Origin of the sequence: Mucilaginibacter daejeonensis, assembly GCF_020783335.1 — a bacterium.
Lineage (GTDB): Bacteria > Bacteroidota > Bacteroidia > Sphingobacteriales > Sphingobacteriaceae > Mucilaginibacter > Mucilaginibacter daejeonensis.
This window is the reverse complement of sequence record NZ_CP086068.1, coordinates 487,591-507,082: the sequence shown is the minus strand read 5'-3', so window position 1 is coordinate 507,082 and position 19,492 is coordinate 487,591. Positions and strand designations below refer to the sequence as shown.

The following is a 19,492-nucleotide window of genomic DNA, read 5'->3' as shown; positions in this document are numbered from 1 at the left end:
TAGAATGGTCAGAAATTGTATAGTTTGTCAGCTAAGTGTCCTGCTGCGAAGGCTAAACAAGTGTACGATGAGCACAAGGGCCGACAGAATGATACCGATGGCGCAAACTCCGGCCCAACGATAGGTACCCCAGGCATGTGCCGCCATGAAGGTACCGGCCGAACCGCCCACAAAGTAGCACACCATATAAACGGTATTGATCCGGTTACGTGCAGCGCCATCCAAGGAGAAGATGATCGCCTGGTTAGAGATATGCGTAGCCTGCACCCCCATATCCATCAGGATCACACCAATGATCAACCCTATCCAACTACGGCTGAACAACAAAAAGATAACGAACGATACCAACAGCAGCAGTACAGTGTAGGTGATCAGTTTCTGGGTATCGATCTTGTCGCTCAACCGGCCGATCAATCCGGCGGCCAACGCCCCGAACGCACCCACCAAACCAAAGGCACCAGCAGCAGCGCTGCCTTCATTGAATGGTGGCTCGCTCAACAGGAACACGAGCGTTGTCCAGAACGCGCTGAAGCAGGCAAAACATAATGCCCCTCTAAATGCCGCCAGACGCAGCTTGGGTTCCCTTTTTACAAGGGTGATAAGCGATCGCATTAGTTCAGAATACGAACCTTTGTGATCAGGCTGTACCTTGGGCACCACTAATAACATAAGCAACCACATCATGATCATTAAGCCGGCGGCTATATAGAACATGCTTCGCCAGCCAAAATGCTCCCCCACAAAACCGCTGATGGTACGTGAGAGTAGGATACCGATAAGCAAGCCACTCATTACTACGCCCAGTTTTTTACCGCGTTCGTGCGGTTCGGCCAAATGTGCGGCCATTGGGATCAGTATCTGCGGGACCACTGAAGTAACACCCAGAAGAAAACTGGCTACCGACAGCAACCAAACCTGCTGAGCACCGGCTACGATGAGCAAGGCGAGCACCACCAACGCCAGATCAATCATCATCAATCGCTTACGCTCGAACATATCGGCCAAGGGGACGATGAGCAAAAGCCCGGTGGCGTATCCCATTTGCGTATACATGGATATTTGGCCGGCCTGCGCTTTGGTGATGTGAAACGCGTTAGCGATGTCGCCCAACAGCGGCTGGTTGTAATATATATTGGCCACTACTAACCCAGTGGCCAGTGTCATGACCCACAGGATCAGTGGTGTTAATTTATGTGGTTGTGAAGCTGAGGTTACGGACGACATAAAATAGATGAAAAAAAGTTCAATGCAAAAATGCTAAAACACAAATGGCGATCGTTATAAAAACTCCATATAAGTGTAAAATTGACCTTTATGTATTAAACGTGTTACAACGTTTAGTTTATTTTAGCAATTGGCAAAATTATATGGATATTCGTATCATATTTATAGCGCAATGCTAAAGCGAATAAATTTTTAATAAAATATTTTCAAATAAATTTGGTGCAAGAATAACTAAGTGTTATCTTTACACCGTATTAGAAAATACAAACAAAAAAGTCTTCTCATAATTTAGGTTTATAATTGGTTAGTATAAGCTCCCTGCCCATCAGGGGGCTTTGCTTTTTTATAAACTTTCCATTATCAGCTATTAGGTTTTTGATACTTAACTTTAGTGCTTATTCACCTGATGCTTCTATGAAAAGGACACAACTATTCCACATCGTGTTGGGTCGCAAGATGCATTATGGCCAGAACAGCCAGAGGATAAATTAAACTTTAAGAAAATTAACAGGTCAGCTGATCTGACGATAAATATCAGGCAGGTTACGGCCAAGCTCCTGGTAATCTAAGCCATATCCCACCACGAACTCATTCTCTATCTCAAAACCAACATAGCGTAGTTCTTCTATGGAGCTTTCCAATTTACCGGGCTTTAACAGTAAAGAGCACACCTGTACCGAAGCAGGCGCGTGTGTTTTCAACTTTTCGATCAAATAGCTAAGGGTATTACCCGTATCCACGATGTCTTCAAGGATGATGATATGACGGCCGCTGATATCTACGCTGAGTTCGATATCCTCGCGGATCTTGCGGGTGGTGCTGGTACCGCCGTAATAGCTGGCCAGTTTGGTAAAGGTCACTTCGCACGGGATGGTCATTCGTTTTACCAGATCGGCCACGAACAGGAAACTACCGTTGAGCACACCTATAAATATAGGCGTACGGCCTGCATACTCGGTATTCAATTGTTGAGCCAGCTGATCAACGCGTTTAGCGATGGAGCCGGCCTCTATCAACACTTCAAATGTCAGATCAGCGATCTTCATATAACTCCGTATGTTTTGACGTCTACTTACCGTAAATATAATGTAAAATGTGCGTACGAGCTGCCATTCACACACAATTATACATAATAGCTACCTAAAACCCACACAACCATCCATATAAATTAGCGTATCTTTGTACGCTCATGACAGACCATCAGGTACATACGCTTGACAACGGTATCAGACTGTTGTTTAAGCCGGCACCATCAGATATAACGCACACTTGTTTTATTGTTAATGCGGGTGCCCGCGACGAGGCAGAGGGGAAGGACGGACTGGCTCATTTTATTGAACACCTGCTTTTCAAGCAGACCGAAAAGCGCAATACCAACCAGATCCTGAACAGGCTGGAAGTGGTAGGTGCCGATCTGAATGCCTATACCACTAAGGAATACACCTGCATTCATGCCTCGCTTTTGCACCAGCATCTGGAGCGTGCACTGGACCTTTTTGAGGATATTATTTTCCACTCTACCTTTCCGCAGGAAGAGATCATAAAAGAGCGTGGCGTGATTTTGGACGAGATCGCCTCCTACCAGGATCAGCCCGAGGAAGCCATTCAGGACGATTTTGAAGCACTCCTGTTTGCCGGTCATACCTTGGGCAACAACATCCTGGGTACTGCCAGGTCGGTAGAGCAATTAGAAAAGCCAGACATCGATGCTTATATGACGGCTAACTACAACACCCACCAAATGGTGTTCGCGGTAAGCGGAAACTACGAGTTCGGGAAATTGATCAAACTTGTACAAAAGTATTTGGGTCACATCGCTGCCAATGATACCGCTAAGCACCGCGTGGCACCACAAGCGATCACTGCTGATACCGTTACGGAATACAAACCCATAGCGCAGGTACATGGCGTATTGGGTAGCATCGCCTATAGCTCGTCGCACCCTTACAAGAGCGGTCTGTTGCTGGTGAACAACCTGTTGGGCGGCATGGGCATGAGCAGCAGGCTTAACCTCGAGATACGCGAAAAACATGGCATCGCTTACACTATCGAATCAAGCTACACACCGCTGACCGATACGGGCATCTTCAACATTTACTTTGGCACTGATGAGGAAAAGGCCGGCAAGGCCCTGAAGCTGGTCCACAAGGAGCTCAAGAAACTGCGCGATAACCAGATCAGTACCACACAGCTGCATCAGGCCAAGCAAAAGTTCATCGGTCAGATCGCACTTGCCGAGGAGAACCGGTTGAGTTTGATCATCTCCATGGCTAAAAGCCTGCTCGATTTCAATTGCATCGACTCGTTGCAACAGGTGTATGACAAGATCAACGCCGTGACGGCCGAGCAAGTGCTCGAGATCAGTAACGAGATATTCGACCCTGCAAAAATGATCACCTTACTGTTCGAACCTAAGGACGAGTAAACACATCTGCAAAGCCTGGTGATGATATTGAACTTTGATGTAACCTCGGTGCTCGCACCGGCGTCTCAAAGGCAAACGTTATCACTATGCTTCGTAAATTTACCTTTATTGTATTAGCGGCCGCTTCACTGCAAACGGCTAACAGCTTTGGTCAAACCTTCAACAAAGCCAAGGCCGACAGTCTTTTTGATGCAGTGGCCAAAAATGATCGCGCCATGATGAGCGTGACCGTTACCCGTAACGGGCAAGTGCTCTACAGCCGTGCCATTGGCTATGCATGGTATGGCGACCAAAAGATACCAGCTACAACCAAAACTAAGTACCGCATCGGGTCCATTTCCAAAGTATTTACGGCGGCCATGATCTTCCAGCTCATTCAGGAAGGAAAGCTGAAGCTTACTACACCGCTGTCTGATCTTTATCCGCAGATCCCGAATGCGGCCAAGATCACTATTGCGCATATGCTGGACCATAGCAGCGGTATCCATAGCTTCACTTCGGATGCTGACTACAAGACCTGGCTTAATAAACCCGCTACACCGGCTCAACTGATCGCTAAAATGACCGGCGCGTCAGAGTTTGAGCCGGGAAGCAAGCATGAGTATAGCAACAGCAACTTTGTGCTGCTGGGCTATATTATCGAGAAGCTCGACAAAAGGCCGTACGCCAAAAGTCTGGAAGCTCGCATTACCAAGAAACTTAATCTTAAAGACACCTATTACGGCGGCAAGATCAGGGCATCGGCCAATGAGGCATATTCCTATACCTGGGCCGATAATACCTGGAAACCATCTACCGAGACCGATATGAGCATACCCGGTGGTGCCGGAGCCTTGGTATCTACCCCTACCGACCTTACCACTTTTATGAATGCCCTGTTCAATGGCAAGGTGGTGAGTGCCGAGAACCTGAAGCTGATGCGCACCATTAAAGATGGCTACGGCATGAACCTGTTCTCTTTCAAATTTGACGACCACACGGCCTACGGCCATACCGGCGGCATCGATGGCTTTCAATCCCAAGCCACTTACTTCCCAGAGGACGGTATTGCCTTGGCAGAAGTATCGAACGGTGTGAACGGCAATATCAATAATATCATGATCGGCTTATTGAGTATCGTATTCAACAAACCTTACCAGATACCGACCTTTAAAACATTGACCCTTAAGACCGAGGAGTTGGATAAGTACCTTGGTAATTATTCCAGCACACAGATACCTCTAAAGATCGCCGTTACCAAGGATGGTTCGACCTTGAAGGCTCAGGCCACAGGGCAGGCTGCGTTTGCTTTGGAAGCGATGGGCGATCACCAGTTCAAGTTCGAGCCGGCAGGTATCGTAATGGTGTTTGATCCGGCCACCAGCCAAATGACGCTCAAACAAGGCGGACGCACCTTTGCTTACACCAAAGATAAATAGTTCACCACTTGGTGATACATTTAAAAATGACAGTGTTATCAGGCTCAAATTTTCAATAACGCCACAGATCCGTAACTTTGCAGAATGAAATTGCCTATAGTTGCCTACGGTGACCCGGTTTTAAGAAAAAAAGCCGCCGACTTTGAAGCAGATGAGACCGCTGAACTGAAACAGCTGATCGCCGATATGTATGAGACCATGTACAGCGCGCGCGGCGTTGGGCTGGCCGCCCCTCAGGTAGGGTTAAGCAAACGGCTTTTTGTGGTTGATGCCAGCCCATTTGATGATGAAGAGCCGGAGCTGAAGGACTTTAAAAAGGCATTTGTGAACGCGCAGATCGTGGAGGAGAACGGCCAGGAATGGAACTTTAACGAGGGCTGCCTGAGCATTCCTGACGTTAGAGAGGATGTGTCGCGCAAGCCCGAGGTATTACTTTCCTATTATGATGAGAACATGGTACACCACCAGGAGACCTTCAAAGGCATGGCGGCCCGCATCATCCAACATGAGTATGACCATATTGAGGGTAAACTATTTACCGATAAGCTAAGCCCGCTACGGAAACGTTTACTGGAAAAACGCCTGAACGACATTTCACGCGGCGCGGTAAAAGTTGATTATAAAATGAAGTTCCCTGCGGCTAAAAAAGGTCGATAAGCGGGAAACATAACCATAAATAGAAAAGGCATCTGTTGATCAGATGCCTTTTCTATTTTATAACTATTTACCGGCCGAATTCAGATAAGCGTACCGACGTTTCCATACCTTGTACCAGTGCTTGTTGCGCGGGTAGCTGCGGTGACCGCCTACATTGTTGCATACGATAGCCACCAGTGTAAGGAACAACACACCCAGAAACACCGGGCTGATCACATAAAAGAAACCCAGTGCCTGAATTTTGGCCGAGCCAATGTTGGCGATCAGCGCAGTGGCCCCGCCCGGTGGGTGCAGGGTCTTGGTGATCTGCATGAGCACGATCGATAACGAGACCGATAGAGCCGAACTCAACCACACTTCCCCTGGGATCAACTTATGAATGATCACACCAATGATAGCGCACACCACGTGGCCACCGATCACATTACGTGGTTGAGCCAGAGGACTGTTGGGTATACCGTAAACCAATACGGACGATGCCCCGAAGGACCCGATCAGGAACAGGTTATCATAAGCTGTAAAATGCTGGCTGCTCATGAAACCGATCGCTCCTATTCCTAAGAACGCCCCTATGAAGGTGATCAGATGCTCTTTCAGATCGATCATGGTCTCCTTGTATATGATGTAGCGGGTGCGGCGGGCGTGCAGGCGTATGTGTTTTCGCATAGCTTGTTCAACAAGATAAAAATGCGCTGCAAAGTTAACTAACATACCTGCTAAAGGCAGCTATAACTTAAAGTGATCAATATAGATAATAGCTATAGGCTATCGATCTTTAAGATAAAATGGTTGAGCAGTATTGCTTATCTTTGTCATACTTATAATAAAACAACCATTATGATAACAGTAGGCGAAAAATTTCCCGCTTTTAATAAAAAAGCTGCAGTAAGCATCGAAAAAGGTAAAGAGTTCGAAGACATTACTTCAGATTTTTTAGTGAACGACGATAACGTTTGGACCGTAATGTTCTGGTGGCCAAAAGATTTCACTTTTGTTTGCCCTACCGAGATCGCTGAGTTCAACAAAGCTTACGGTGAATTCCGTGACCGCGACACCCGCGTGATCGGTGCATCTACCGATTCTGAGTTCGTACACGCTGCGTGGAGAAGAGATCACGAAGACCTGCGTGACCTTAAATTCCCAATGCTGGCCGATACTTCAAAATCATTAGCTGAAGACCTGGGCATCCTGGAGCCTACCGAAAAGATCGCTTACCGTGCTACCTTCATCATTGACCCTACCGGCGTTGTACGTTGGGTATGTGTTAACGACCTGAACGTAGGCCGTAACGTTAAAGAAGTATTGCGTGTACTTGACGGTTTACAAACCGACGAACTTTGCCCTTGCAACTGGGAAAAAGGCCAGGAAACTTTGACCGTATAATTTAATAACCATCATTTTATCGCGTCATTGCGAGGAACGAAGCGACCTCTGCGTAGACAAGCAACTGTTTAAGCATAGTTCAAAGAACGCTTTACTCCTCGTGATGACGCTTTTTTATTGCCAGATAACATCTGCATATATACCATGAGCGAAAGCACCGAGATCATACAAGAACTGCTGCAAAGTGTGGCCGTTGACAAAGATTACCGTACCGAAAGCCTGAACCTGCTGGAGAAAGGCGAATCACGTTACCTGCGTGACCTGAAACTGAATCTGGCCAGCACACTGACCTCTGAACACCTGAGTGCTAAGGAGTGTGGCCTTATCGCCCTGAGCACGGCTGTTAACAACACTAACAAACCGCTTACCCAATATTTCACCAAATATGCCGAGGAGCAAGGTGCTACCGCTGCCGAGATAGCCGAGGCTGTAGGTTGTGCATCGTTGCTGGCTTCTAACAATATTTTTTACCGTTTCCGTCACTTTACCCAAAAAGAGAAGTACACTCAGATCCCTGCACGTATACGCATGCAGCTGATGATGAAACCGGTTACCGGCAAAGAATTTTTCGAACTGATGAGCTTAGCCATATCGGCCGTGAACGGCTGCGAGATGTGTGTGAACGCACATGAGGACTCACTGATCAAACTGGGTACTACCGAAGAGCGTATATTTGATGCGGTACGTATTTCATCATTGATCACCGCCACAGGTAAAGTGATCTTTTAAGTACCATTTTTACCTATAAAAAAAAGGATAGTGCGTTAAACACTATCCTTTTTTTTATTTTTATTCTAAAATATTTGCTTTAAGTTAGATCGATCACTAAATTTATGGCAGAGATTAAACACCTTTTGTACACATAAAGGTACCACCCTTCAACCACGGTACCTGTGTACGAAAACAAAAACAATTTAATTGTAATGCAAAACCGTTCTGCTGACTCCAGAACGGTTTTTTTTATTTTAGTGGGCATCTGCGGCCGGTTTCAAGTTCTTGCGGAACGGTTGCAGGTATAGCAACGGTATCGAGAACAGCATCACCAAACCGGTTAGCCAGTAAGCATCATCATAAGTTAATAGCATGGCTTGCTTGGTTATCGTACCTTCAATAGCACCGTAGGCCATTTTGGTAGCATCGATCAGGCTGTGGCCATGTGCCATAAAGCCACGTTTCACCGCTTCCAACCGCTGTACGAATGCCGGGTTATACTCATTGATGTTGATGAGCAGGTTATTGCGATGCCCTTGTTGCCTGATGTGGATCAGCGTAGTTAAAGCAGCTATACCAAATGATCCGCCTAACTGGCGCATCATGTTGTTCAAACCTGTACCCTGACCTATCTCCGGTCCTTTAAGGTCGGCAATGGCCAGTGTGGTCAACGGTACGAACAATAATGCCATACCGATACCCCTGATCGCCAGCGGCCAAAAGAAATCTTCGCGGCCTGTGCTCAGTGTAGAGCTTGATAGCATGTGGGTGAACACAAAGAACAGGAACATCCCTACTGTGGCCATAAATTGAGCAGGCACACCCTTATTGAGCATCTTACCTACAAAAGGCATCATGGCAATGGTGAACATACCACCGGGGAACAATAGCTCACCCGTTTGCTGCGCCGAAAAACCGAGCAACGCCTGGCAGAATACCGGGAACACGAACACCGAACCATATAAGCCGAAGCCTAATATGAACGAGGTGAACATACCGATGGCAAAACTGCGGTGGCGCAAGATGCCGAAGTTAACGATCGGGTGATCGGTACTCAACTCGCGCCACACGAACAGCAATACCCCAATAACAGCGGTAGCGGTCAGTACAGTGATGTACGGGGTAGCGAACCAATCTTCTGATTCACCTTTTTCCAAAATAGTTTGCAAACTACCCACAGCAATAGCAAGTAAGGCGATACCCCACCAGTCGATGGGTTTACCCCTGCCATCAGGAGCCGTAGGCTTTACGTACATGATGGTGAATATGGCGGCCAGTATACCTACTGGTATATTCACGTAAAAGATCCACGGCCATGAGTAGTGGTCGGTTATGTAACCACCAATGGTAGGACCAACGGTAGGTCCTACTACCGCACCCAAACCGAATAGCGCTGTGGCAGTACCCACCTGATCGCGAGGCCACGTCTCGAGCAGGATCGCCTGCGAGGTCGAGATCAGACCGCCACCTGCCATACCCTGTAAGATACGGAAGAGCACCAGTTCGGTAAGCGATGTAGCATTGCCACAAAGAAAGGAGGCGATAGTAAAGATGACGATCGAGGCCAGGAAGTAATTCTTCCGGCCAAAAAAGCTACCCAGCCAGCCTGACATAGGTAAGATGATAACGTTAGCTACAGCGTAGCCTGTTGTGATCCAGGCTACGTCCTCAAGCGTAGCACCAAGGTTACCCTGTATGGTTGGCAAGGATACGTTAACGATAGTGGTATCGATCAGCTCCAATAACGAAGCTGTGATCACCGTAATGGTGATGATCCACTTTTTAAATCCTGTTTCTGCCATGGTAAATTAGTCTTTGGTGGTCACCGACACGTTCACGCTCATACCTGCGCGCAGTTTGTCAAGTGTTTCTTTATTAGCATTGATCTTGATCTTTACCGGAACACGTTGCACCACCTTTACGAAGTTACCGGTAGCATTATCAGGAGGCAACAGCGAGAAACGGGCACCTGTAGCAGGCGAGAAGTTATATACGTTACCTTCCAGTTCCAGATCAGGGAAAGCATCCACCTCGATCTTTACTTTTTGACCGTTGCGTAAATGCTCTAACTGGGTCTCTTTAAAGTTAGCGGTAATGTACAAGCTATTGTCATTCACTACCGAGAACAAGGTCTGACCTGCCTGAACCAACTGGCCTAACTGAACGCTCTTTTTAGAGGTGACACCGCTTGCAGGAGCTTTAATGGTGGTATAGGTCAGTTGCAGTTTGGCAAAATCAACATCGGCCTGGCGCTGATCAACACCGGTATTGGTCACCTTTACTTGCTTGCGCACGGTACCTACCTGTTGTTGTGCGGCCTTGTACTGATCTAAAGCGGCCTGATAGTTAGCCTGAGCTACCTGCAGATCTGATTTCGATTGATCGAATTGTTGTTGAGTGATCGAACCATCTTTTACCAGGTTAGCATAACGGGCGTAATCTTTTCTCATTTTCTCCAGCTTGGCAGCGGCCGAAGTAGCCTGAGCCTTAGCACTGGCCGAGTTAGCTTGTGAGCTGAAGATCTGTGATTCGGTAACACCAACGTTAGCACCGGCACCTTGTTGTGCGGCCTGTGCCTGTTCTAACTTTACTTTGTAATCGCGGTCGTCTATCTTGACCAGTACCTGGCCCTTTTCAACGTGCTGGTTATCTTCAAAAAAGATGCTGTCAACATAACCGCCTACTCTGGCCACTACCGGGCTAATGTCGGCATCTATCTGCGCGTCATCAGTGTCCTCGTGTTTGGTCGAGTAAAGATATTCTTTAACGCCGAAGATGAGGCCGGCTATAACGATGATACCTAATATGATCGGGATAACTTTATTAGGTTTCTTTTTTTCCTGTATTTCTTGTTCTTGTGCCATTTTATTTAGTGCGTTGTAGTAGCGTGATTATTTAGTGAGTTTTCCGGTAGATTTTAATAGGTTGTAGTACGCCAGTCCGGCATCGGCCTTGGCCAGCTCCAGATTGATCTGTGCCTGGTATAACAAGGTCTCCGCATCAGCACGATCGGTGGCCGATGCAGTGCTATTAGCATATTTGGATCCCAGTATACGGCTGTTCTCAGTGGCCTGAGCTATAGAGGTCTCCAGCAATTTGATCTTATCCAACGATTTAACATACTGCTGGTAACTTTGGTTAACCTCTGTTTTAACATTATCAGTGATGATGCCTTTGTTGATCACGGTCTCCTCACGTTCAATGCGTGCCTGGGTCACCTTGTTCTTGTTGGTCCACAGGGAACCGAAGTTCCATGACAATGACAGGCCGGCTGTCAGAGGTGTGATGTACTGTCCGCTTCTTGGAAGTGGGTTAGCCGACACATCCAAGTAATATAAACCTGCTGTAGCAGCCAAGGTAGGCAGCTTTTCAGCCCTTACGGTCTTAATATTGGTCTCGGCTACCTTGGTGCGCAGGTCCTGTTGTTTAATCTCGTCGCGGGCCATCATGGCACTGTCAAGGTAGCTTTGCAAAGGAGCAACGCTACGGGTAGCATCAGGCAACTGCTGAATGTTGAGTTCGGTGGTCTCAGGCAAACCTAACAAGATCAGCAGATCGTAGTTGATCACCTTGCGGTTATTCTCAAGGTCGATGCCGTTCAATTCAATGTTAGAGCGTTGCAGTTGGAAACGCAACACATCGTTCTTGGTCACCAAACCTTGCTCAAAAAATCGTTGTGCCTGGTGTATCTGCTCGTCAATGGTCTTCAAGTTCTGCTCTACTACCTTTTTGCTTTGCAGCACGCGGTACAGGTTATAGTATGAGCTCACGATGTTATAAGCGATCTGCTCGCGGTCTTTATCAACGTCCAGGCGGGCCACGTTCACCAGCAGGTCGGTGCTTTCTTTAGCGTAACGGTAACGTCCGCCGCCGTAGATCACTTCCTCCACCGATACGATACCTAGGTTGGCATTAGCGCTTTTAGGCAGACTGAGTGATTCGCCGCCAAGGTTAAGCGTATTGGCAGGGATCTGCGCGCGACTGTACATAAAGCTGGCACTACCGGTTGGTAGGGCTCTATCCTTAGCCTGGTTGTATTGTGATACAGCGGCATCGATCTTGGCCTGTGATAATTTTAAGGTCTTGCTGTTATCCAGGCCCAGTTTGATGGCCTCATCCAGCGTGATGGTACGGTCCTGTGCGTCGGCGGCGGAGCTGAAAAGCAAGCCGGCCAGCACAGTGGTCACCCCCAGCCGTATGCTACGGGGCAACGACCTGAATGCATGTGTGATAGCGATCGTATTAATTTGCGTTGTCATTTTCAATTAGTAAATATCCTTTGAGTAGTTTGTTCAGGTAGCTTTTTACACGTGGCTTAAGTTTCTCCTCACGGTTATCAGCGTCTTGCACATCATAACCTAACATGAGTGATGATACGCCCGGCGCGTTAATGATCTGGTTCTTGATCCCGAACATGGTCGCCACCACCATATCGGTATCGATGTCACTCTTGAATTCGCCCCGCTCTATACCATCCTGCAATATCTTCCTGAACTCAAGTGCGTTCTGCATCACCATTTTGGTGATACGGTCTGACAGTTCGCCGGTGCGGCGTATGGCCAGCTCCTGCTGGATCACCTTTTGGAAACAGTTATTAGTGAACACCCTGTCCAGGTAAGCTTCGGTATAGGCCTGTACCTTTTGCCATGAGCTCATGGTATCGTTACTGCCTATATCCTTGATCAAACCGTGAAAGTGTGAGGTACGTCTTTCGAATAACGCGATCAGTACACCTTCTTTTGAGCCGAAATAGTAATTGAGCATGGCCATGTTCACACCAGCTTCACCAGAGATGAGCCGGGTAGAGGCCTTATCGAACCCATGCTCGGCGAACACCTTTTCGGCTACGTCAAGAATGTGATCCTTCTTATCTGTCTTTTCCTTTTCCATTACTTTCGATGAACAAAATTAATCAAACGATTGATTAGATATTAAAAGTAATTGTAATGTTTTTGTAAAATGGGTATGATAGGTTCAAAGCGATAAGGGCAACGATCACGATATTTTTATTGCAATGCCGAACTTCACTTATTTGTTTTTAATATTTGTACATTGATCATCAACTATCTATGAGGAAACTGTTCATACTTGCTGCGCTCGCTTTAACAACATCTATCCTACACGCGCAAACCGCCCCACCTGCTGATCTGAACTCCATTCAGCAGAGTTTTAAGAAGCTCAACGTGCTGGGTAGCGTGCTGTATGTGGCGGCTCACCCTGATGATGAGAACACCCGACTGTTAGCTTATCTGGCGCAGGAGAAGGGTTATCGCACCGGTTACCTCGCCCTTACCCGGGGCGATGGCGGTCAGAACCTGATCGGTAATGAGCAGGCCGAACTATTAGGGCTGATCCGTACGCAAGAGTTATTAGCCGCCCGCCGAGTAGATGGCGCCGAGCAGTTCTTTACACGAGCCAATGACTTTGGCTTTTCAAAAGGGCCTGAAGAGACCTTAAAGATATGGGATCGTGATAAGATATTGGGCGACATGGTGTGGGTGATCCGCCAGTTCAGGCCTGATGTGATGATCTGCCGTTTTCCTACCACAGGTGAGGGCGGTCATGGCCATCATACCTCATCAGCCATTTTAGCGCAGGAAGCATTTGCGGCCGCGGCCGACCCTAAGCGTTACCCTGAACAATTAAAATATGTACAGCCATGGCAGGCCAAACGCCTATTGTGGAACACCTTTAATTTTGGCGGGAATAATACTATATCTCCCGATCAATTCAAGGTGGATGTGGGTGTATATAACCCTATAGTTGGTAAAGGTTATGGCGAGATCGCGGCCGAAAGCCGTTCGAACCACCGGTCGCAAGGGTTTGGCTCGGCCAGGCAGCGCGGACAATCATATGAATATTTTAAGACCATATTAGGCGATGCACCAAAGAACGACCTGTTGGATGGTGTTACCGATACCTGGCAACGCGTGGCGGGCGGTAGCCAGATAGCTACTGAACTGGCTACCATCAAAAGATCATTTGACGCGCAGGAGCCCGCAGGATCGGTACCTGCCCTTGTACAGTTGCGTGGTAAGATCGATAAGATCAGCGATGCCTACTGGCGTGAACAAAAACTGGCCGAGATAGACGACCTGATCGCAGCCTGTGCTGGTCTCTGGTTCGAGGCGTATGCTGCCGAAGCCTCTTATGCCTTGGGCGATAGTATCACTATACGCTCTCAGGTGCTCGACCGCTATAACGATCGCATTAAACTTCAAAGCATCAGTGTTCAGGATAAGGCGCAGAAAATTGACCAGACCATACCAGCCAACCAGGTACAGACCTACACGCTAAAAGCCTACGCCGGTAAGATCACGCAGCCTTACTGGCTCAACGCACCGCACGGGATAGGTGCCTACACTCTACCTAACGACCAGCTGGCCGGCAACCCTGAGAACCCTGATGCCATCAAGGTAGCGTTCGAGTTCATGATGGAGGGTAAACCCATCCGTTTCGAACGTAAACTGATGTACAAGTACACCGATCCGGTCCGTGGCGAGTTATACCAACCGATCGAGATCGCACCACCGGTGACGGCTACTATTGATAATAAGGTATATGTTTTCAGCACCCGCCAAGCGCAAACCTTGCAAGTGAAACTTAAAAGCTTTGTGAACGGTAGCGGCACCATCCAGCTAAAACCGGTGGCCGGCTGGCAAGTATCACCGTCCAGCATCAGTTTTGCTGACAAGCAAAAGGGTGATGAGTGGACCGCCAATTTTACCATCACACCAAATGCCGGTGCCAAGAATGGCGTAGCCGAGGCGGTGGTGACCGTTGGTGGCAAGCCCTACAGCTTAGGTTTAAGGCGTATCCAATACGAGCATATCCCCAATATCACGCTGTTCCCGCCGGCAGAGGCGCGTTTGGTGAACCTTGACCTTAAGATCGCAGGCAAAAAGATCGGCTACATCAACGGGGCGGGCGACCTGGTAGCTCAGGCCCTGCAACAGGTAGGCTACGAGGTGCATATCCTCACCGAGAACGAGATCATGAACACTGACCTCTCCGGTTACGATGCGATCGTTACGGGCGTGCGTGCTTATAACGTGGAACCACGACTTGCCTTTGAACAACCCAAACTCATGGAATACGTGAAGAACGGCGGCAACCTGGTGATCCAATATAACAACCCGGCCGGGTTAGTGACCCCGCAGCTTGGCCCCTATCCTTTTAGAGTAGTGAACGAGCGTGTGACCGACGAGTTCGCCAAAGTGACGGTGACCGACCCGCAAAGTGCTTTGCTGAATTACCCTAATAAGATCACGCAGGCCGACTTTGATGGCTGGATACAGGAACGTGGTCTATATTTCACCAGCAGTATCTCACCGGAGTACAAGACCATTTTCGAGATGAATGATGTGGGTGAAGCACCAAATAAAGGTTCACTTATTTATACTGACTTTGGTAAAGGCCGTTTTGTGTACACCTCATTAGCGTTCTTCAGGCAACTACCTGCGGGGGTGCCGGGCGCTTACCGACTATTCATCAATTTACTGAGCAAGCCCAGGTAGATCTTCGAGCATTATGAAATTCGCAAAAACCGGAACATCGAGGTCTTAAAGCTGTGCCTTTTGCGCCTCGAGCACACGATGCGGGTGTTACATTTGTGTGCATAAGTGTTACATCTGGTGTTACATTTCGGTTTTTTGTATGCTTTTTCTGGAAAAAGTTGGGTTTTTACGATTTTCGCAATGACCAAAAGTGGGGAAAGTTGGGGAATTTTGTTACAGGCTGTAACAGCATTTCGATACACGAAGTAGGCTTTGTCGGCACGTTATGAAGGAGCAGATCGAGCGCCCTCACTACCCCCGTCATGGCGAGGAACGAAGCTATCTCTGTGGAGGACAAGTAGCCAACCAACCTATCCGTCATGGCGAGGAACGAAGCCATCTCTGTGGAGGATAAGTAGCCAACCAACCTATCCGTCATGCCGAGGCAGCTCGGCATCTCATCATAAAAGTAGCAAGTCGAGCAAGCACTAACGGATCGCTTGGCGCTCATTCGCCGCTATTCTCTATGTTCGTGAAATAACTGAACTAATAATGCCAGGTCAGCCCCACGCTCCTCTCTTTACAGGATGTGGTCGTGTGTTCAATTTATCGCTTCAATAGACACACCCCTGCCCCTCTCAAGAGGGGATTTGAACACACCTTTGGTGCTGGCGCACGCGTAACGCATGTGCTCCGCACTGCAACCGCTGCTAACCACTGCCACTGTTTACTGCTACTGCCACTCAAAAGCTGCCACTACTTCCTGCCACTTCCCAAAAGGTCACTTCCCGGCTTTGGGCGAGAGACGGGCAGCACAAGCGGGTCATGTGCGGTCGGGAAAAGGGCCTTTCAGGTCTTGCTGGAGGGAGGGCCAGAGTGCGAGCGCAGCGGGGCGAGAGCTGGACAGCCCGTGGTACTGCCGGGGTCTGCAGGGCAATGGCCTGTGCGGCAAAAGCGTAGGGAATTGACTTGATCTTTGGTTCTTTCCTATCAAGAGAAAGAACAAAGGGTCCCCGCGGCCCAGAAGCGGTATGAGAGCGACCAGCTAACGACCTGCTGAAGCTCAATTCACTAACTCCCGCTGATACTTATTCCTGTATTCTATAGGCGATAACCCGGTGATCCGTTTGAACGTGCTGCGGAAAGCCTTATTATCCGTATAACCCACCTGGTACATCACCTCGTTCACACTTTCGCGCGAGGTCTCAAGGCTTACTTTGGCCGCCTCGATCTTGACGCGCTGAATGTATTCGACCACAGTATTGGCAGTGGCTTTCTTGAAACGGCGCTCCAGGTTGCGGCGGCCAAGGGCGAACATGGAGGCCAGTTGCTCCACGGTGATCTTGTCCTGATAGTTCTGCTCAATGTAATCCTGTGCTTTTTTGATCGGGTCGTCGGTATGTTCTTTTTGTCCCTGGAAGATAATGAAGGGCGATTGTGTGGTACGCTCCATCTCAATGGCGAACACCTTGGAGCTTAACACGGCCATCTCCCGGCCCGCAAACTTTTCGATCAGGTACAAGATCAGGTTGAGGTATGAGAAAGCTCCCCCGCTCGAGTAAATGCCGCGATCATCGGTGATGATCTTCTCGGTCACCAATTCCACATCAGGGAACATTTGCTTAAAGGCGTTGGCGGCCATCCAGTGTGTGGCACATTGCCGGCCTTTGAGTAACCCGGTCGAGGCTAACAGGAAAGCACCAAGGCACAAGCTGGCCACCTCGGCGCCACGCTCATGCTGATCAATGATCCAAGGGATGAAGTCGGCATTGTTCTGCAAGGCCACACCTATATCGCCATCCAAAGCGGGGATGATGATCAGGTCAGTATCCTGCACCTCGCCGATCACGGCATCGGCGTTAACGGTGTATAGAGTACCGCCAACAGGGGTGTTCTTTTCCAGACCGATCAGCTGCACCTCAAAAACAGGGGGCATGCCTTTGGCCGCAAAAAAATGGTTCACCTGCGTGAGTAACTGCCTGGAGCCCTCAAGGCTACCCAAAATAGCGCCTTTCGGTACCAGTATGGAAATGTGCTTCGTCATGTGTTCGTTTCAGGAATAATTCAGGTCATCATTGTCGTTAACGGCCCCTCAAAAAGTCGGATACCGCACCGCCGCTGTACATAGGCCCTCTGCTACATTTGTAAAGTGCAGGGGCATGTGGTCACTAATATAGTAAGGATGAATGATAACTGAGATAGCCGATCGATCTAATAACAACGCTACCCATGCACGCTAACCGAACAACACACTAAACAAAGAGATAAAATGAAAAGTATCGATGCTTACGTATTTTTTGAGAACGAATGCCGCGAGGCCATGACCTTTTACCAGCAATGCCTGGGTGGTGAGCTACAGTTCAACACCATTGGGGGATCGGTAGCCGCAGATCACATGCCGCCCGAAAAACATGACCTGATCATGCACGCAAGCCTTACCCATGGCGGCGTGGTATTGTTGGCGGCCGATAATTGCATGGGTGGAACGCTTGTTAAAGGTAAAAACATGTCGCTCATGCTCAATTGCAGCAGCGAGGAAGAGGTGCATGAGCTGTACGCCAAACTATCGGCAGGCGGCCAGGCCAACCATACGCCAAGAGTAGAGTTTTGGGGCGATGTGTTCGGCATGCTGACCGATAAGTTCGGGGTCGACTGGATGATCAGCTTCAGGCCGGCAGCGCAATAAAATTTAAAATGTTGGGCGGGCTCATTCGTCAACACTAAAAAGGCCCGCAGGCCCACCCTCCTAGCAGGGCTTATAATGGCGGATGGGCAATGCTATATAAATGGATCACTACAGCACACATATACCCAGCCTGCACACTGGTTGCGCACAGCCTTACATCAGTATGGCCATGATCATTGGCAAGGCACAATGGCATTTGACGGCAAAAGCCATTCATGACCTGAGCGCCTGGATCGTTCAAAAGAAGGTGAAGGTGACCGGCTCATTATTTTACCGGTATCGTGCCGTAAGTAACGACCATGAAATGACCGAATTAGAGGTAGGTTTCCCGGTATCAGAAAAGGTAGATGGTGATGAGCGGGTAACGAGTGGCCTTATACCACAAGGCACATACGCCACCACGCTGCATTGCGGTAGCAGGACGGACCTGCATCATTCGTACCGTGCACTGCAACTTTGGAGCCATGAGCAGGGATTACAATGGATGGCCAAGCCGACCGACAAGGGAACATCATGGCCGGGCCGTTTCGAGTTTTGCCTGGATCAGCCGGCCTTAGGTGTCAACACTGACCATAAGCGAATAGCCATCGCCATTATGGTTGAGCCGGGCACAAGCATATAACAAGATCAATAAACAAAAAGAGCCGCCCTTTCGGGCAGCTCCATTGACTATTTATCAGTAACACAATAAAAATTATTGGCTATCGCGCAGGGCCTTGATACGGTCATGTGCCTGACCAATGGCCTGAGCTTGTGTCGACACGGTCTGTGAAGCTTCTGGCGATAATGCATACTCTGAGGTCAATGCATCACGGTAAGCTTTTTTGATCGCATCCTCGCCGCGCTCGCACTCCGCTAAAATAGCGTGACGATCGCTGCCGCTGAATAATGCTTTTACTTCGATCCAGGCGCGGTGCAATGTACCTGATGCGCTGGTACCGGTCTCAGTGTCGCCACCTGATTGAGCCACGATAGCGGTCAATTCCTGAGCAAATTTGCGGCTCTGCTCGCTGTATTCCTCAAATAATGATTTCAGGTCCACATCACCGTCGCCCAGGTCTTTAAGGGCACGTTGAAAACCGGCGCTGCGGTCGTTATTGATCTCGATCAGGTCGTTTAAAGTTTCAATTGATCTTTCTACAGTTTCCATAGGTATATAACTTTTGTAATTGATAGTTAAAGGATTCTATCAAAAGAATGTTTTTTTAAATTTAAAATACTTATCATCACGCGGCGACCGCCCGACATTAAAACCAGCGAGATCATACGGTGTTCATTAGATATACCGGGCACCTAAAAGCTGCTAATAAATGTGACCGCCATGCCTAACGACACCAAGAAGAACACAGAACAGGAAAAGTTGGAGACCCAGCAACCCATCAGTGAGAAAGATGAAGTGAAGAAAGCCGAGGACCGCACCCGCGAACAGCAAAAAAAAGCGCCAACGGTCAAAAAGTAAGGCTTACCAACTAATGCCGATCCCGGGTACTGC

Annotated in this window: 18 protein-coding genes; 9 read left to right on the top strand and 9 right to left on the bottom strand. The window is 48.5% G+C overall.

The window, feature by feature from the left end; genetic code table 11:
• Nucleotides 1-27 precede the first annotated feature (27 nt).
• Both LLH06_RS02260 and hpt read right to left on the bottom strand, forming a co-directional pair.
• On the bottom strand, nucleotides 28-1,224 hold the full coding sequence (locus LLH06_RS02260; protein ID WP_228171639.1) for an MFS transporter: 1,197 nt from the start codon (nucleotides 1,222-1,224) through the stop codon (nucleotides 28-30).
• Nucleotides 1,225-1,736: 512 nt separating this feature from the next.
• Nucleotides 1,737-2,270 carry a hypoxanthine phosphoribosyltransferase gene (gene hpt, locus LLH06_RS02255; protein ID WP_228171638.1) on the bottom strand — a complete coding sequence of 178 codons (534 nt, stop codon included), beginning with the start codon at nucleotides 2,268-2,270 and terminating at the stop codon, nucleotides 1,737-1,739.
• A 143-nt stretch (nucleotides 2,271-2,413) separates the two neighbouring features.
• Between hpt and LLH06_RS02250 the strand changes: the two genes are divergently transcribed.
• From LLH06_RS02250 to def, 3 genes are all read left to right on the top strand, one after another.
• Nucleotides 2,414-3,649 carry a M16 family metallopeptidase gene (locus LLH06_RS02250; protein ID WP_228171637.1) on the top strand — a complete coding sequence of 412 codons (1,236 nt, stop codon included), beginning with the start codon at nucleotides 2,414-2,416 and terminating at the stop codon, nucleotides 3,647-3,649.
• Nucleotides 3,650-3,735: 86 nt separating this feature from the next.
• Complete coding sequence (locus tag LLH06_RS02245) at nucleotides 3,736-5,067, top strand: serine hydrolase domain-containing protein (protein WP_228171636.1); 1,332 nt, start codon at nucleotides 3,736-3,738, stop codon at nucleotides 5,065-5,067.
• An 84-nt stretch (nucleotides 5,068-5,151) separates the two neighbouring features.
• Nucleotides 5,152-5,724: a peptide deformylase gene (def, locus tag LLH06_RS02240; protein WP_228171635.1), complete on the top strand. Its 573-nt coding sequence runs from the start codon at nucleotides 5,152-5,154 to the stop codon at nucleotides 5,722-5,724.
• Nucleotides 5,725-5,787: 63 nt separating this feature from the next.
• On the opposite strand, the gene LLH06_RS02235 is transcribed toward def, so the two are convergent.
• Nucleotides 5,788-6,390, bottom strand: coding sequence for an HPP family protein (locus LLH06_RS02235; RefSeq protein WP_228171634.1), 603 nt, complete (start codon nucleotides 6,388-6,390; stop codon nucleotides 5,788-5,790).
• A 171-nt stretch (nucleotides 6,391-6,561) separates the two neighbouring features.
• Here LLH06_RS02235 and LLH06_RS02230 point away from each other — a divergent pair, with 171 nt between their 5' ends.
• Both LLH06_RS02230 and LLH06_RS02225 read left to right on the top strand, forming a co-directional pair.
• Nucleotides 6,562-7,107, top strand: coding sequence for a peroxiredoxin (locus LLH06_RS02230; protein WP_228171633.1), 546 nt, complete (start codon nucleotides 6,562-6,564; stop codon nucleotides 7,105-7,107).
• 144 nt (nucleotides 7,108-7,251) lie between these two features.
• Nucleotides 7,252-7,836 (top strand): carboxymuconolactone decarboxylase family protein, encoded by a 585-nt coding sequence (locus tag LLH06_RS02225; RefSeq protein ID WP_228171632.1) that lies wholly within the window; start codon nucleotides 7,252-7,254, stop codon nucleotides 7,834-7,836.
• Nucleotides 7,837-8,072: 236 nt separating this feature from the next.
• On the opposite strand, the gene LLH06_RS02220 is transcribed toward LLH06_RS02225, so the two are convergent.
• The 4 genes from LLH06_RS02220 to LLH06_RS02205 are packed head-to-tail and all read right to left on the bottom strand — an operon-like array spanning nucleotide 8,073 to nucleotide 12,708.
• Nucleotides 8,073-9,620 (bottom strand): DHA2 family efflux MFS transporter permease subunit, encoded by a 1,548-nt coding sequence (locus LLH06_RS02220; RefSeq protein WP_228171631.1) that lies wholly within the window; start codon nucleotides 9,618-9,620, stop codon nucleotides 8,073-8,075.
• A gap of 6 nt (nucleotides 9,621-9,626) precedes the next feature.
• On the bottom strand, nucleotides 9,627-10,682 hold the full coding sequence (locus LLH06_RS02215; protein ID WP_228171630.1) for an HlyD family secretion protein: 1,056 nt from the start codon (nucleotides 10,680-10,682) through the stop codon (nucleotides 9,627-9,629).
• Between the two features lie 27 nt (nucleotides 10,683-10,709).
• Nucleotides 10,710-12,077 carry a TolC family protein gene (locus tag LLH06_RS02210; protein WP_228171629.1) on the bottom strand — a complete coding sequence of 456 codons (1,368 nt, stop codon included), beginning with the start codon at nucleotides 12,075-12,077 and terminating at the stop codon, nucleotides 10,710-10,712.
• Entirely contained in the window at nucleotides 12,061-12,708 is a 648-nt protein-coding gene (locus LLH06_RS02205; protein ID WP_228171628.1) for a TetR/AcrR family transcriptional regulator, read from the bottom strand. Before LLH06_RS02205 ends, LLH06_RS02210 begins: the two co-directional genes overlap by 17 nt.
• Before the next feature lie 179 nt (nucleotides 12,709-12,887).
• On the opposite strand from LLH06_RS02205, the gene LLH06_RS02200 reads away from it, so the two are divergent.
• Nucleotides 12,888-15,335, top strand: a complete 2,448-nt coding sequence (locus tag LLH06_RS02200) for a PIG-L family deacetylase (protein ID WP_228171627.1) — start codon at nucleotides 12,888-12,890, stop codon at nucleotides 15,333-15,335.
• Nucleotides 15,336-16,377: 1,042 nt separating this feature from the next.
• Here the strand turns inward: LLH06_RS02200 and LLH06_RS02195 are convergent.
• Nucleotides 16,378-17,358: a GlxA family transcriptional regulator gene (locus LLH06_RS02195; protein WP_228171626.1), complete on the bottom strand. Its 981-nt coding sequence runs from the start codon at nucleotides 17,356-17,358 to the stop codon at nucleotides 16,378-16,380.
• A gap of 225 nt (nucleotides 17,359-17,583) precedes the next feature.
• On the opposite strand from LLH06_RS02195, the gene LLH06_RS02190 reads away from it, so the two are divergent.
• Together LLH06_RS02190 and LLH06_RS02185 are read left to right on the top strand one after the other, a co-directional pair.
• A complete protein-coding gene (locus LLH06_RS02190) occupies nucleotides 17,584-18,000 on the top strand; it encodes a VOC family protein (protein ID WP_228171625.1) in 417 nt (138 codons plus the stop codon).
• A gap of 100 nt (nucleotides 18,001-18,100) precedes the next feature.
• On the top strand, nucleotides 18,101-18,622 hold the full coding sequence (locus LLH06_RS02185) for a GyrI-like domain-containing protein (protein ID WP_228171624.1): 522 nt from the start codon (nucleotides 18,101-18,103) through the stop codon (nucleotides 18,620-18,622).
• A 72-nt stretch (nucleotides 18,623-18,694) separates the two neighbouring features.
• Here LLH06_RS02185 and LLH06_RS02180 read toward each other — a convergent pair whose 3' ends face one another.
• Nucleotides 18,695-19,150, bottom strand: coding sequence for a ferritin-like domain-containing protein (locus LLH06_RS02180; protein WP_228171623.1), 456 nt, complete (start codon nucleotides 19,148-19,150; stop codon nucleotides 18,695-18,697).
• 171 nt (nucleotides 19,151-19,321) lie between these two features.
• On the opposite strand from LLH06_RS02180, the gene LLH06_RS02175 reads away from it, so the two are divergent.
• A complete protein-coding gene (locus LLH06_RS02175; RefSeq protein WP_228171622.1) occupies nucleotides 19,322-19,459 on the top strand; it encodes a hypothetical protein in 138 nt (45 codons plus the stop codon).
• Nucleotides 19,460-19,492: the final 33 nt, after the last annotated feature.

Coding starts and splice junctions, on each gene's coding strand:
- LLH06_RS02260 (WP_228171639.1), bottom strand. CDS start 1,224: ATGTCGTCCGTAACCTCAGCTTCACAACCACATAAATTAACACCACTG.
- hpt (WP_228171638.1), bottom strand. CDS start 2,270: ATGAAGATCGCTGATCTGACATTTGAAGTGTTGATAGAGGCCGGCTCC.
- LLH06_RS02250 (WP_228171637.1), top strand. CDS start 2,414: ATGACAGACCATCAGGTACATACGCTTGACAACGGTATCAGACTGTTG.
- LLH06_RS02245 (WP_228171636.1), top strand. CDS start 3,736: ATGCTTCGTAAATTTACCTTTATTGTATTAGCGGCCGCTTCACTGCAA.
- def (WP_228171635.1), top strand. CDS start 5,152: ATGAAATTGCCTATAGTTGCCTACGGTGACCCGGTTTTAAGAAAAAAA.
- LLH06_RS02235 (WP_228171634.1), bottom strand. CDS start 6,390: ATGCGAAAACACATACGCCTGCACGCCCGCCGCACCCGCTACATCATA.
- LLH06_RS02230 (WP_228171633.1), top strand. CDS start 6,562: ATGATAACAGTAGGCGAAAAATTTCCCGCTTTTAATAAAAAAGCTGCA.
- LLH06_RS02225 (WP_228171632.1), top strand. CDS start 7,252: ATGAGCGAAAGCACCGAGATCATACAAGAACTGCTGCAAAGTGTGGCC.
- LLH06_RS02220 (WP_228171631.1), bottom strand. CDS start 9,620: ATGGCAGAAACAGGATTTAAAAAGTGGATCATCACCATTACGGTGATC.
- LLH06_RS02215 (WP_228171630.1), bottom strand. CDS start 10,682: ATGGCACAAGAACAAGAAATACAGGAAAAAAAGAAACCTAATAAAGTT.
- LLH06_RS02210 (WP_228171629.1), bottom strand. CDS start 12,077: ATGACAACGCAAATTAATACGATCGCTATCACACATGCATTCAGGTCG.
- LLH06_RS02205 (WP_228171628.1), bottom strand. CDS start 12,708: ATGGAAAAGGAAAAGACAGATAAGAAGGATCACATTCTTGACGTAGCC.
- LLH06_RS02200 (WP_228171627.1), top strand. CDS start 12,888: ATGAGGAAACTGTTCATACTTGCTGCGCTCGCTTTAACAACATCTATC.
- LLH06_RS02195 (WP_228171626.1), bottom strand. CDS start 17,358: ATGACGAAGCACATTTCCATACTGGTACCGAAAGGCGCTATTTTGGGT.
- LLH06_RS02190 (WP_228171625.1), top strand. CDS start 17,584: ATGAAAAGTATCGATGCTTACGTATTTTTTGAGAACGAATGCCGCGAG.
- LLH06_RS02185 (WP_228171624.1), top strand. CDS start 18,101: ATGGATCACTACAGCACACATATACCCAGCCTGCACACTGGTTGCGCA.
- LLH06_RS02180 (WP_228171623.1), bottom strand. CDS start 19,150: ATGGAAACTGTAGAAAGATCAATTGAAACTTTAAACGACCTGATCGAG.
- LLH06_RS02175 (WP_228171622.1), top strand. CDS start 19,322: ATGCCTAACGACACCAAGAAGAACACAGAACAGGAAAAGTTGGAGACC.